This is a genomic window from Cupriavidus sp. Met-2 (genome assembly GCF_049843575.1).
Classification (GTDB): domain Bacteria; phylum Pseudomonadota; class Gammaproteobacteria; order Burkholderiales; family Burkholderiaceae; genus Cupriavidus; species Cupriavidus metallidurans.
In genome coordinates this window covers 300,490-314,326 of sequence record NZ_JBBHZL010000007.1, presented here as the reverse complement: position 1 = coordinate 314,326, position 13,837 = coordinate 300,490, and the positions used below count along the sequence as shown (strand labels likewise).

Sequence of the window (13,837 nt, the reverse complement as noted above, 5' to 3'; positions counted from 1 at the left end):
ACGCAGCTCGTTTGCGCAGCGTCGCCGGCGGAAACGTCTGCCAATACAACTCGAAATTCAGCACAAAGGCCCACGCCATAGCGGCGTGGGCCTTTTTATTGCGCATTTCGTAATAGCCTGTCTCACTGTCCCGCTCGCGCAAAACACCGTCCCGCGAGCATGTATCTCGGCGGTTGAAAACTCGCGCGAGCCCGCGAAATGTCGTCGGAACGCATCTATTGCGAGTATTTCACCGCATTACAGGTCGATTTCCAGTGACCCTAACCGATCTACAAACTGGTAGGATGACGCGCTATTGGCAGCATGCTTATTGAACTGATTCAAATGCATGCTGCTCAAATGCTGCATTGCCGCAGCGGTGTGACAAAGGGTTCGGAGGAGGACCTTGTCAGCGCGCAGAGCGTTCTGGGCGACACCCGGCCGGCAAACGTTACCGTTGAAGTCATCGCCAGCAAGCTTTGGGATCCGATATCGGGCCTTGGTCTATTGTTGCGATCGGCGAGACGATGCTCACTCAGATTCGGGCACGAACTCGCGCGAATGACGGTAACACCGATAACAGAAGATTGTGCAAGACAGTCAGAATACGGGGAGCGGGGCGGGCATCTAAGTCACCCTGCCAGCCGGACGCGTGCGCGTCCGGCGTTGTGTATTTCGAGGCCAGCTATCTGGCGAAAGCAGGGGCGAATGGCGATGACAGTCCGCTGAACCCGATAACCGACAAGTGCCGCTGGCAGGCACGCCAATTGCGTCCGCGCGTAGCGCGGTCAGCCGGTCTGGCCAACCAGGCCCCAAGAAGAACTCATCCGTTTCATCCTCGAGGATATCGCTATGCAAGCAATGCGCGCCCGGCGTGCTTTGATTCCAGGCATTCTGGCAGTTGCCGTAACAGTACTGTCTGCGTGCGGCAAGGACAACAAGCCGCCTGCGGCCCAGACGCCTGAAGTGAAAGTTGTCACGCTGAAGGACGAGAACGTTACGCTCGACAGTTCCTTGCCTGGGCGCACCATGCCCTACCGGATCGCCGAGGTTCGCCCTCAGGTCAATGGCATCCTGCAGAAGCGTCTGTTTGTCGAAGGCAGCGATGTGAAGCAGGGCCAGCAGTTGTACCAGATCGATCCGTCGACCTATGAAGCTACTGCGAAGAGCGCCGAGGCAAATCTTGAATCGGCGCGCCTGCTTGCCGAACGCTACGGCAAGCTGGTCGGAGAGGAAGCCGTCAGCAAGCAGCAGTACGCCGAGGCGCAGGCATCCTACCTGCAAGCTAAAGCCGCTGTGGACCAAGCGCATATCAATCTGCGCTACACCAAGGTCCTTTCGCCGATTTCCGGCCGTATCAGCCGATCGCTCGTCACCGAAGGCGCGCTGGTAACGAACGGCCAGGCTAACGCGCTGGCAACGATTCAGCAGCTCGATCCGATCTATGTGGATGTGACGCAGCCGTCGTCGGCAATCCTCCGCCTGCGTCGTGAACTGGCCAACGGCCAACTGCAGGGTGCCGGTGCGAATGCGGCCAAGGTTACGCTGCAGCTCGAAGATGGCAGCATCTATTCGGAGCCCGGTCGTCTCGAGTTCTCGGAAGTCGCGGTCGACCAGGGCACGGGTTCCGTGACGCTGCGCGCCGTCTTCCCGAACCCGCGCAATGAACTGCTGCCGGGCATGTTCGTTCATGCGCGTCTGGCGGAAGGCGTCAAGACTGCCGCCATCCTGGCACCGCAGCGCGGCGTCACGCGTGACCTGAAAGGACAGGCGACTTCGCTGGTGGTCAATGCCAACAACGAAGTGGAACAGCGCATTCTCTCGACCGACCGCACGGTCGGCGACAAGTGGCTCGTTACCGCAGGCCTGAAGGCCGGGGATCGCGTGATCGTCGAGGGTCTGCAGTTTGTGCGCCCGGGTGTGAAGGTCAAGGCCGCCGAAGCCGATGCGGCCACAGCCGGCCCCGTGGAGGCCTCGGCACCGAGCGCGGCGTCGGCCCCCGCGGCAAAGTCCTGAACGGGACGGACGCATGAGGATTCGCCATGTCTAATTTCTTTATCGAGCGGCCGATCTTTGCCTGGGTGATCGCGCTGGTCATCATGCTGGCCGGCGTGCTCTCCATCAGAACGCTGCCGATCAACCAGTACCCGGCGATCGCCCCGCCGACCATCGCCATCTCCGTAACCTACCCGGGCGCTTCGGCGCAAACGGTGCAGGATACGGTGGTGCAGGTGATCGAGCAGCAGCTGAATGGCCTGGATCGCCTCCGCTACATCTCGTCGGAATCGAACTCCGACGGCAGCATGACCATCACGGTCACGTTCGAGCAAGGCACCAACCCGGATATCGCGCAGGTGCAGGTGCAGAACAAGCTTGCCCTAGCCACGCCACTGTTGCCGCAGGAAGTTCAGCAGCAGGGGATTCGCGTAACCAAGTCGGTGCGTAACTTCCTGCTGATCGTGGGTCTGATTTCGACCGACCCCAACATGACGCGGGAGGATCTGTCGAACTACATCGTTTCGAACATCCAGGATCCGCTATCGCGTACCGCAGGCGTGGGCGACTTCCAGGTGTTCGGCTCGCAGTATGCGATGCGGATCTGGCTGGACCCGGCCAAGCTCAACAGCTACCAGCTCGCGCCGCTTGATGTGAGCAACGCGATCAAGGCCCAGAACGTCCAGGTGGCTTCGGGTCAGCTTGGTGGCCTGCCGGCGGTTCGCGGACAGCAGCTCAATGCGACGGTGATTGGCAAGACGCGTCTCCAGACCGCCGAGCAGTTCGGCGACATCCTGCTCAAGGTCAATCCCGACGGCTCGCAGGTGCGCCTGAAGGACGTGGCCGATGTTGCTCTGGGCGGCCAGGACTACACGATCAACGCGCAGTACAACGGTCGCCCGGCATCGGGTATCGCGATTCGCCTGGCATCCGGCGCCAACGCGCTGGAGACGGTCAAGAACATCCACAATACGCTGGCTCAGCTGGAACCGACGTTCCCGCCGGGCATCAAGGTGGTGTTCCCGTATGACACGACGCCGGTGATCTCCGACTCGATCCACGAGGTGATCAAGACGCTGCTCGAGGCAATCGTGCTCGTCTTCCTGGTGATGTATCTGTTCCTGCAGAACTTCCGCGCCACGCTGATCCCAACGATCGCGGTGCCGGTGGTGCTGCTCGGCACGTTCGGCGTGTTGGCCGCGTTTGGCTATTCGATCAACACACTGACGATGTTCGGCATGGTGCTGGCCATCGGTCTGCTGGTGGACGATGCCATCGTGGTGGTCGAGAACGTCGAGCGGGTGATGGCCGAAGACGGGCTGGGACCAAAAGAAGCCGCGCGAAAATCGATGGGGCAGATTCAGGGCGCGCTGGTTGGTATCGCGCTGGTGCTGTCCGCGGTGTTCCTGCCGATGGCGTTCTTCGGGGGCTCGACGGGTGTGATCTATCGCCAGTTCTCGATCACGATCGTTTCCGCGATGGTGCTGTCTGTGCTCGTGGCGCTTGTTCTCACGCCGGCACTGTGCGCGACGATGCTCCAGCCGATCGAGAAGGGCGATCACGGCGAGCACAAGCAGGGCTTCTTCGGCTGGTTCAACCGCAGCTTCATCCGGTCGACGCAAAGCTATGAGCGTGGGGTCTCCGGCATTCTCAAGCGCCGGGCTCCGTTCCTGCTGATCTATCTGGCGATCGTGGTGGTGATGGGATTCCTGTTCACGCGCATCCCGACCTCGTTCCTGCCGGAAGAAGATCAGGGCGTGCTGTACGCGCAGGTGCAGACACCGGCCGGCTCGTCGGCCGAGCGCACGCAGGCCGTGCTTGACCAGATGCGCAACTACCTGCTGAATGACGAAGGCAAGATCGTGGAGTCGCTCTTTACCGTGAACGGCTTCAACTTTGCCGGCCGTGGCCAGAGTTCGGGTCTCGCGTTTATTCTGCTGAAGCCGTTCAAGGATCGCGAAGGCGATGCCACGAGTGTGTTCGACCTGACCAAGCGGGCGCAGGCCAAGTTCAGCACGTTCCGCGACTCGCTGGCATTTGCCTTCGCGCCGCCGGCGGTGCAGGAACTCGGTAACGCCACGGGCTTCGACTTCTATATGCAGGATCAGGCCGGCCTGGGGCACGACGCGCTGATGAACGCGCGCAACAAGTTCCTGTCGCTCGCAGCCAAGAACCCCGCGTTGCAGCGAGTGCGTCCGAACGGCCTCAATGACGAGCCGCAGTACGTCCTCGAAATCGACGATGAGCGCGCGCGCGCGTTGGGGCTGTCTCTGGCGGACATCAACAGCACGGTGTCAATTGCCTGGGGTTCCAGCTACGTGAACGACTTCATTGACCGGGGCCGCGTCAAGCGTGTGTACCTGCAGGGTCGGCCGAACTCGCGAATGTCGCCAGAGGACCTCAACAAGTGGTTCGTGCGCAACGACAAGGGTGACATGGTGCCGTTCTCGTCGTTTGCCACGGGCAAGTGGGGCTTTGGATCGCCGAAGCTGCAGCGCTACAACGGTGTGCCGGCGGTGGAAATCCTCGGTGAGCCGGCGGCAGGCAAGAGCTCGGGTGAAGCCATGGCGGCGGTAGAGGAAATCATGAAGCAGATGCCAGCCGGCATCTCCTATTCGTGGACGGGCCTGTCGTACGAAGAACGGTTGTCGGGCTCCCAGGCACCAGCGCTGTACGCGTTGTCGCTGCTGGTGGTCTTCCTCTGTCTGGCGGCGCTGTATGAAAGCTGGTCGATTCCGTTCTCGGTGATGCTGGTGGTGCCGCTCGGGGTGATCGGCGCGCTGCTGGCCACCCTCGCGCGAGGACTGTCGAACGACGTGTTCTTCCAGGTGGGGCTGTTGACCACGGTGGGCCTTTCAGCGAAGAACGCGATTCTGATCGTGGAATTCGCCAAGGAACTGCACGATCACGGCAAGGGCCTCGTGGAGGCGGCGGTGGAGGCGTGCCGAATGCGTTTACGCCCCATCATCATGACCTCGATGGCGTTCATGCTGGGCGTGTTCCCGCTGGCGGTGTCGCAAGGCGCCGGCGCGGGTAGCCAGCACGCCATCGGTACCGGCGTGATCGGCGGCATGATCACCGCCACCGTGCTCGCCATCTTCTGGGTGCCGCTGTTCTTTGTCGTGGTCAGCGCGCTCAAGGAGCGGCGCGGCAAGTCCGATTCGTCCTCCCTCGAGAAGGGAGCCCAAGCATGAGAAAGACGCTACTTTGCCTGGCCGCCGTGGCGGCGCTTAGCGGCTGCAGCCTGATTCCCAACTACCAGCGGCCCGCCGCGCCGGTCGATGCGACGTTCCCACAGGGTGAGGCCTATCCGAAGACGGCTGCGGTCGATGCGTCGGTGACGGCCGTCGACCTTGGCTGGCGCGACTACTTCACCGATCCGCGCTTGCGCGAGCTGATCCAGGTCTCGCTCGACAACAACCGCGATCTGCGCGTGGCCGTGTTGAACGTGGAAGCTTATCGCGCGCAGTACCGTATCCAGCGTGCCGACCTGTTTCCACAGGTCGACGCCGCGGCGCAGGGCACGCGGCAGCGCGTGCCGGCGGATCTGTCGGCCACCGGTCAACGTGTGATCAGCAGCCAGTACGGCGTGTCGCTGGGAACCACGGCTTGGGAACTCGACCTGTTTGGCCGGTTGCGCAGCCTTAGCGAGGCCGCGTTCGAGCAGTACCTCGCGGGTGACGAGGCGCGCCGCAGCACACAGATCGCATTGGTGGCCAGCGTTGCCAATGCCTACCTGACGCTGCGCGCGGACGAGGAGCAACTCAAAGTCACGCGCGACACGCTGACTACGTACGAACGAACGTACAACCTTACGCGCCGCCGTTTCGAGGAAGGCATCGCCTCGCGGCTGGAGTTGCGCCAGTCGGAAACGCAGGTTGAAACCGCGCGGGCTTCGCTGGCGGCATACACGCGCGCGCTGGCGCAGGACACCAATGCGCTGACGCTGTTGCTGGGTTCGGGCATGCCGGCGGATCTGCCGCAAGGGTTGGGGCTGGAAGAGAAGCTCGTGGCCGAGGTGCCGGTGGGGCTGCCGTCCGATCTGCTGCAGAATCGTCCGGACATCCTTTCGGCCGAGCATCGGCTCAAGGCGGCCAACGCGGACATCGGCGCGGCGCGTGCGGCGTTTTTCCCGCGCATCACGCTGACGGCGTCGGCCGGCACGGCCAGCAGGCAGTTGTCGGACCTGTTCGCGGCCGGTCAGGGCACGTGGCTGTTCTCGCCGCAGATCGTGCTGCCGATCTTTACGGCAGGCAGTCTGCAGGCAAGCCTCGACTACGCAAAGATCCAGAAGGACATCAACGTCGCGGCATACGAGCGGACGATCCAGGGCGCCTTCCGCGAGGTGGCCGATGGACTGGCCGCACGCGGCACGTTCTCGGATCAGGTTCAGGCACAGGTGCGGCTCGTCCGGGCAAGTCAGGACTACTTCACGCTGGCTGAACATCGGTACAGTACTGGTGTGGATAGCTACCTGACATTGCTTGATGCGCAACGTCAGCTCTACAACGCGCAACAGACGCTGATCACCGATCGCCTCAACCAGCTCACCAGCGAGGTGAACCTGTACAAGGCGCTTGGCGGTGGCTGGACCGATGTCACGCACAGGCCGGAGAATGGCGCGCCAGCTGATGGGGCCGGAAGTTCGACGACCGGCAGCACGGGCGGCGGCGCAGGGTCGGCTTCGTAGGCCGTAGTCGACTGGAGCACCGGCATCGAAAGGAGGCAGTCTGTGACTGCCTCCTTTTTTATTGCCTGCCGCCAGCCAGCGGGGCTCGCGCCATCAACGCAGCAGCGTCGATTTCCCGAACAGGCTCTCCAGTAATTCGACGACCAGCTCGGCGGTCTGGTTGTGGACGTCGCGCGCTGGGTTCAGTTCGACCACGTCGATGGAGCCCAGGGCGCCGGTGTCTTCGATCATTTCCAGTGCGAGATGCGCTTCTCGATAGGTAGGGCCACCGCGAACCGCCGTGCCGACGCCCGGCGCAATCTGGCTGTCGAGGAAATCCACGTCGAAGCTGACATGCAGATGGGTATCGCCATCGATGCCCGCCAACGCCTGCTCCATTGTGGCCCTCATGCCGTTCTCGTCGATGTAGCGCATGTCGTAGACGGTCAGGCCCAGCTCACGCAGCCGCTTTTTCTCCTCGGCATCGACACTGCGGATGCCGATCTGCCGAATGTTCCGGGGTGAGGTGGCGGGCGTCACGCCGCCTAGTGACACAAGCGGGGCGGGACCATCCCCGCACAGGCACGCCACCGGCATGCCATGGGTGTTCCCGGTCGGGCTGGTGCTGCCGGTGTTGGCATCGGGGTGCGCATCAAGCCAGAGCACCAGGAGCTTCTTTCCCTGCTCGCGGCAATAGCGAGCCGCGGCATTGACCGAGCCAATCGCCAGGCAGTGGTCGCCACCCATCAGCAGCGGCAACTGGCCGGTGGCCAGGGCCTGGTATGCGGCGTCCATGACCAGACGGTTCCAGGCGACAACCTCCGGCAGGTGCCGAACGCCATCCGTGGGTGGCAGGTTAGGGTTGCCAGGGCCCACGAGGTTGCCCAGATCGGTGACATCGAGGCCGTTGCGCACCAGGGCGCCGGCGATGTCCGCCACGCGCAAGGCTTCGGGGCCCATCGAGGCGCCACGGATGCTGGCGCCCACGTCGGTCGGCGCGCCAATCAGGGTGACAGGCTTCATGGGGTCTCCAGGTTCAGTGGGGACGATAGATGCCTGCCATCATGGCACGAACGGGTGTCGAACGTCAGCGAGATGCTGGCGAGATGTCGGCGAGGTCTCAGTCCGGCTTGATCGACGCCCGGGCGATGATCGGTTTCCAGCGCTTCTGCTCCTGGGCGATGAAGCTGGCGAACTCGGCGGGCGTATCGCCGACGACGATCGCCGCATCGGCGGTCATGCGGCTTGACGCCGCCGGGCTGCGCACGCTCTTTGCGCTGGCTGCGGCCAGCTTGTCGACGGCGGCCTTCGACATCGACGACGGCGCAAGGATGCCATACCACTGGGTCATCTCGAATCCCGGGTAGCCCTGCTCGGCGACGGTCGGCACATCCGGCAATTGCGGAATGCGCTGCGCGGAGCCCGTGGCGATGCAGCGCAGCTTGCCGGACTTGATGAAGGGCAGGATCGCCGGCGCGCCGACGGCCGCCGCCTCCAGCCGGCCGGACAGCAGGTCCGTGATCTGCGGGCCGCTGCCACGGTACGGCACGTGCAGCACAAAGATGCCAGCCGCTTCCTTCAGGTACTCGAATGCGAGGTGGCCTGCACTGCCGTTGCCCGCAGAGCCGTAGTTGAGCTTGCCGGGCTTGCTCTTTGCCAGCGCCACGAACTCCTTGAGGTTCTTCGCGGGCACATCGGGATGTACTACGTACAGGCTCGGCACCTTGGCCAGCAGCGACACTGGCGTGAAGTCCTTGTTCACGTCGTATGGCAGCTTCGGAAAGATGAAGGGGTTCACCGCCAGCGTACCGATGTGACCCAGGATGATGGTGTGCTGATCGTCCGCGCGGGCCACTTCGCCCATCGCCACATTGCCCGCGCCGCCCGGCTTGTTTTCGACGAAGACCGACACGCCCAGTTGCGAGGTCAGTTCGGCGGCTACGGAGCGCGCGATGATCTCGGAACTGCCGCCGGGCGCGAACGGCACGACGAAGCGGATCGTCTTGGACGGCCACGTCTGCGCGCGCGACAGGCTCGGGAGCATTGCGGCGGCAGCCAGCGCACCCGTTGCGCCAAGGACCCGTCGACGCGAGGAATCAAACTGGGACATATCATCTCTCTCAGAGTTTTATCGTTCTATGGAAGGCCAGGACGGCCTGGGACAGTCCGCCGGAGGCTCCGGCAGGCCTGCTTACTTGATGAGGTCGAACTCGCGCGCGAGCCGCCTGTATTCGCGAACCTTGTTCTGGACGTAGGTGTCCAGCTCCGACCCGGACATCGGGGTGGGCACGATGCCGTGCGTTTCCAGTGCCTGCACGTATGCACGGGTGCCGGCCGCCCGCTGCAGCGCGTTGCCCCAGCGACGCAGGTCGTGCTCGGCGACCTTCGGTCCCATGTAGAAGCCGCGCACGATGGGCCATTGCACGTCGAGCCCCTGTTCCTTCGCGGTGGGAATCGACGCGAAGCGGCCCGGCAGGCGTTGATCCGACAGCACGGCCAGCACGCGAATCCTGTGCGTCTCGATCAAGTCGACGGCCTCGCCGATATCACCGGGAACGGCCTGCACATGTCCCGTCATCAGCGCGGTCATCGCCTCGCCGCCACCTTCGAACGCCACATAGCGCATGGCGTTACGGTCCAGCCCTGCTTGCCGGGCAAGCAGGGTTGCCTTCATCCAGTCCTGGCTGCCCGCGGAGCCGCCGATGCCGAACAGCACTTTGCGCGGGTCGGCCTTCATTGCGGTCACAAGGTCCTTCAGGGTCAGGTACGGCGAACGGGCGTCGACGGCGATCATGCCGTGGTCGACGCCAATCGCGACCAGCCACTTGACGCTGTCGGGCCCGTACTTGCTGAACTTGCCGCTGGCCAGGTTCAGTAGCGCGCCGCTCGAGAACGCCACGATGGTGTTGGCATCATCGGGAGACTGCTCCACCACGGCATCGAACATGACCGCGCCGATCCCGCCGGGCCGATAGTCGATCTGCAAGCGTGCGGGCAGTGCCCTGGCCTCGTCCAGCCCAAGCTTCGCGATCCTGCACGTCAGGTCGTAGCCGCCGCCTGGCCTGGCCGGCGCGATGCACCGCGGTTGCGGCATTTCCGCCTGCGCTGCGTGGGCGGTCTGCACACCGCCTATCAGCAACAGGGCGAACAGGTATAGCGTTCGCACTGGACTGTCTCCCATTTTTTGACTTGGCCATCCCCGCAGTCCGCGCCGGATGGCTATCATTTCTGTCTTGCAATGCTAAGTCGGTCGGCTGTCGCCAAGCTGTCGAACGCCTGCCAGATTGTTTAACGTAAACCCTGCCAAAAGTGCGCCTGCTACTCGTTGAAGATCACCCGGATCTGGCTGCGCTGGTCATCAAGTCCCTCGGGGACAGCGGCTTCGTCATTGACCACGCCGTGGACGGCGAGGCCGCGCTGCTGATGATCGCCACCGCTTCGTACGATCTGATCCTTCTGGACCTCTCGCTGGGGAAGGTCGACGGGCTGGACGTTCTTCGCTCGATCCGGACGCAGGGTGTCACGACACCGGTGTTGATCCTGACGGCCCGCAGCGAGATCGCCGATCGCATCCTGGGCCTCGACCTCGGGGCCGACGACTATATCGCCAAGCCCTTCGACCTTGGCGAACTCGAGGCACGCATCAAGGCGCAGCTTCGCCGCCGCCAGGGTGGCCAGCCGGTGACCACCTACGGCGGCCTGTCATTCGATTCGGTGGAGAGATCGTTCTACTGCGAGGGCACGGCGTTGACGCTGAGCCGGCGCGAACTGGCGGTGCTGGAAGCGCTGTTCCTGAGGGCCGGCCGCGTCGCCACCCGGGACGTGCTGTTCCAGTGCGTGTTCTCGATCGACGACGAGGTCAATCCCGAAACTATCGAACTCTATGTGTCGCGGGTCAGGAAGAAGCTGAAGCCGAGCGGTCTGGTCATCACCGCCGTGCGAGGCGTCGGCTATCTGCTGGAACAGCGTCAGGATGGCTAGGCAGCCTTCGGCGACGAGCTTGCGCCGGACCCTGCTCTGGCGCCTGGCGCTCGCGTTGCTGACCGTCGGCATCGTCTCGGCTTTCGCCTCATATCGCACCGCGCTGAAGGAAGCCAATCAGGCGCACGACCGAACGCTGCTGGCCTCCACGCGCTCGATTGCCGAGCGTATCCACGTGACTAACGGCCGGGTGACCGTCAACGTCCCCTATGGCGCGCTGGATACGTTCCAGATCGATGCGCGCGGGCGGATTTTCTATCGCGTGCTGGATCCGGCAGGCCATTTCGTCTCCGGCGAGAAGGACTTCCCGGCAATGCCGGCCAATGTGCCGCGCAGCGAGGACTATCCGGCGCTGGTCCATTTCTATGACGATGCCTATGCCGGAACGCCCCTGCGCGTGGCGGCGCTGTGGCAGCCGGTGACCGAGGGCGGGCAGCAGGGCGTTGCGCTGGTGCAGGTGGGGGAAACGCTGGAGATGCGGGATGACATGGCCAGACGGTTGCTGTTCACCATGCTCTGGCAACAGGCGGCGATGATCGGCGTCTCGATGACGTTGCTGGCATTGACGGTGGCCGCCACGCTGCGGCCGCTGAAGCGGTTGCAGGATCGCATTCAGGCCCGCCGGGCATCGGACCTCGCTCCGGTCGAGGGCGATGACCTGCCCAGGGAAATCCAGCCGCTGCTGCAAACGCTGAATCAGTACCTCGAACGTCTGCGGGTCATCGTCGAAAACCAGAAGCGCTTTCTCGACGATGCCGCGCATCAGCTTCGGACATCGCTGACGCTGGTCAGGGGCCATGTGGACCAGCGCATACGCGCTTCGGATCACGGCGGCGATCTCGCCGAGGTCAAGGCCGCCATCGACCGGACAGTGCGGTTGACCAACCAGTTGCTGACGTTGGCGCGTACAGGGGATGGCGACGTCCTTGCGCCGGACGGTGACGCGATGCAGCGCATCGAACTGGGCAACCTTTGCCGCGATATCTGCGCGGAGTGGTATCTCCATGCGCGGGAGCGGAGGCAGGATCTCAGCGTGGGCGAATGTCCGGCTGGTGCATGGGTCGTTGGCAACGAGGCCATGCTACGAGAGATGCTGGCCAACCTCCTGCACAATGCCGTGAGCTACACGCCGGCTGGTGGGAGCATCTCCGTGACGGTGGAGCGGTCCGACAGCACGCTCTGCATCCTGGTGGACGATAGCGGGCCCGGCATCCCTTCGGCGGATCGCGAACGCGTGTTCGAACGCTTCGTTCGCATCGCCGGCACGCCCGGGGCGGGGAGTGGACTTGGTCTGGCGATCGTTCGGCAAATCTGCGAAGCGCATCAGGGTAGCGTGCAACTGGAGTCCGGCGACAAGGGCGGGCTACGCGTCAGGGTGACGCTGCCGGCGGCCCCCGCCGCACCGCCCGCTGTGGCCTGACAGGCGCTGCAATCCAATCCGATTGGCCATTTGTAACTCCCCCCTGCAAGTCATCAGACGACGGCCTATAATCCCTGATTCATTGATGCAACAACGATTGATCGGGCAACAAAATGACTTCGGAATTTCGCCCTGAGCAGGATGTATCACCTGGCAGGGCAGTAGCAGGATCACCGGCCAACCAGTCGGTGAGGAAAGGGCAGGTCCTGCCCTTTCGCGAGTCTTTGCTTGCGATGACCGGCATCGCATTTGTCGTGATGCTGGTTGCACTTGACCAGACCGTGGTCAGTACCGCGCTGCCAACCGTGGTGGCGGAGTTGCAGGGCTTCGAGTTTTACGCATGGGTGGCTACGGCCTACCTGCTGACGTCGGTCATTACCGTGCCCATCTTCGGGCGACTCGGGGACTATTACGGACGCAAGCCGTTTGTGCTGGCCTCGATCGTCGTGTTCGTGGCGGCATCGGCGCTTTGCGGCATGGCTACGAACATGCCGTTCCTGGTAGCTGCCCGCGCATTGCAGGGGATCGGTGGCGGCATGTTGGTCGGCACGGCGTTCGCCTGCGTTCCCGATCTGTTTCCTGACCCGCATGTGCGCTTGCGTTGGCAGGTCATGATGAGCACGGCGTTCGGCTTGGCCAATGCGATCGGCCCGTCGTTGGGCGGTGTGCTGACTGAGTGGTTCGGATGGCGAGCGGTGTTCTACATCAACCTGCCGGTTGGCTTGCTGGGGTTGCTGATTGCCTGGCGCTTCCTGCCGCATTTGCGTCATCAGTCGCATACCGAGCCAATCCGTATCGACTGGGCTGGCGCCGCACTAATCGCGGCAGGGCTGGGTAGTTTGCAACTATCGGTGGAGTGGCTGCCTGAACGGGGGCTTGGCGTTGTGACGATCGGCCTGATGGTCTTCTCCATCGCCGCGTTCGTAGCGCTGTGGCATTGGTCGCGTAAATCAGCGAATCCGATTCTGCCGTTCGACATGTTCCGCAATCCGAGCCTTGCGTCGCTGTTCGTGCTTTCCGTGCTGGCGGGCTTCACGATGTTCGGCTTGCTGCTGTACGCACCGTTGCTGTTCCAGGGCGGGTTTGGCTATTCGCCGAAGGAGGCCGGACTGTTGGTGACGCCGCTGGTCGTATGCATCACGATCGGATCTATTGTGAACGGCCGCATCATCACCCGGATCCCGCGCCCCAATGCCATGCTTTACGCGGGATTCACGATGCTGGCGCTGGCGCTGCTGGGTCTCTCGCAGGCGACGCGCGGTATGCATCACAATCTGCTGCTTTCGATCATGTTGCTGGCAGGGCTCGGACTGGGCTTTGTCCTGCCCAACCTGACGGTATTCGCCCAGCAGACCGCCGGTCGTGCCCATCTCGGCATCGCTACGGCCATGCTTCAGTCGTTGCGGATGGTCGGCGGGATGGTAGGGACGGCACTGGTTGGCACGCTGGTCACGCGCAGCTACACGTCTGGCGTGACGTCGGCGCTGGCTGCCGCCAATGCGACGGATTGGACTGCCCGGATGACCGACCCGCAGATCCTGATCGACAAGGCCGCGCAGGCAGAATTGCTGACCAATTTGCAGCAGGCAGGGCACAATGGAGCCCTGCTGCTGGAACAGGCGCGGGTGTCCCTCGTCGGCGCCATCCATCTTGGCCTGTTGCTGGCGGCAATCGCTGCATTGTTCGGTGTCTGGCGCGCGCGCCGGGTTCCGCCGATCAAATTGATGCGGGTAAATGAACCCGTGATGGCTGCGGACTGATGACAGCCGTGCGGATGTGAAGCACATTCGCCT

General features: G+C 63.4%; 9 protein-coding genes. 6 read left to right on the top strand and 3 right to left on the bottom strand.

Translation table 11 applies throughout. The features are described 5' to 3' along the window. Positions 1 to 831: 831 nt before the first annotated feature. From WD006_RS17520 to WD006_RS17510, 3 genes are read left to right on the top strand one after another with little or no spacing between them, the layout of a single operon-like run. Positions 832 to 1,995: an efflux RND transporter periplasmic adaptor subunit gene (locus tag WD006_RS17520; protein WP_011518439.1), complete on the top strand. Its 1,164-nt coding sequence runs from the start codon at positions 832 to 834 to the stop codon at positions 1,993 to 1,995. A gap of 26 nt (positions 1,996 to 2,021) precedes the next feature. Then, on the top strand, positions 2,022 to 5,168 hold the full coding sequence (locus WD006_RS17515; RefSeq protein WP_011518440.1) for an efflux RND transporter permease subunit: 3,147 nt from the start codon (positions 2,022 to 2,024) through the stop codon (positions 5,166 to 5,168). Then, positions 5,165 to 6,664, top strand: coding sequence for an AdeC/AdeK/OprM family multidrug efflux complex outer membrane factor (locus tag WD006_RS17510; RefSeq protein ID WP_029309280.1), 1,500 nt, complete (start codon positions 5,165 to 5,167; stop codon positions 6,662 to 6,664). Before WD006_RS17515 ends, WD006_RS17510 begins: the two co-directional genes overlap by 4 nt. A gap of 93 nt (positions 6,665 to 6,757) precedes the next feature. Here the strand turns inward: WD006_RS17510 and rocF are convergent, their stop codons facing one another. The 3 genes from rocF to WD006_RS17495 all read right to left on the bottom strand — a co-directional run bounded on the left by rocF (position 6,758) and on the right by WD006_RS17495 (position 9,824). Beyond that, positions 6,758 to 7,666, bottom strand: a complete 909-nt coding sequence (rocF, locus tag WD006_RS17505; protein WP_375199040.1) for an arginase — start codon at positions 7,664 to 7,666, stop codon at positions 6,758 to 6,760. Positions 7,667 to 7,763: 97 nt separating this feature from the next. After that, the gene (locus WD006_RS17500; protein ID WP_011518443.1) at positions 7,764 to 8,753 is read right to left on the bottom strand and encodes a Bug family tripartite tricarboxylate transporter substrate binding protein; all 990 of its coding nucleotides are present in this window, start codon (positions 8,751 to 8,753) and stop codon (positions 7,764 to 7,766) included. A gap of 81 nt (positions 8,754 to 8,834) precedes the next feature. Further along, positions 8,835 to 9,824 (bottom strand): tripartite tricarboxylate transporter substrate binding protein, encoded by a 990-nt coding sequence (locus WD006_RS17495; RefSeq protein WP_029309282.1) that lies wholly within the window; start codon positions 9,822 to 9,824, stop codon positions 8,835 to 8,837. Between the two features lie 128 nt (positions 9,825 to 9,952). Here WD006_RS17495 and WD006_RS17490 point away from each other — a divergent pair, with 128 nt between their 5' ends. The 3 genes from WD006_RS17490 (at position 9,953) to WD006_RS17480 (ending at position 13,804) form a co-directional block, all read left to right on the top strand. Beyond that, entirely contained in the window at positions 9,953 to 10,624 is a 672-nt protein-coding gene (locus tag WD006_RS17490) for a response regulator (protein WP_011518445.1), read from the top strand. A 19-nt stretch (positions 10,625 to 10,643) separates the two neighbouring features. Then, positions 10,644 to 12,044, top strand: coding sequence for a sensor histidine kinase (locus WD006_RS17485; protein WP_224443779.1), 1,401 nt, complete (start codon positions 10,644 to 10,646; stop codon positions 12,042 to 12,044). A gap of 233 nt (positions 12,045 to 12,277) precedes the next feature. Continuing rightward, positions 12,278 to 13,804, top strand: a complete 1,527-nt coding sequence (locus WD006_RS17480; RefSeq protein ID WP_029309284.1) for an MFS transporter — start codon at positions 12,278 to 12,280, stop codon at positions 13,802 to 13,804. Positions 13,805 to 13,837: the final 33 nt, after the last annotated feature.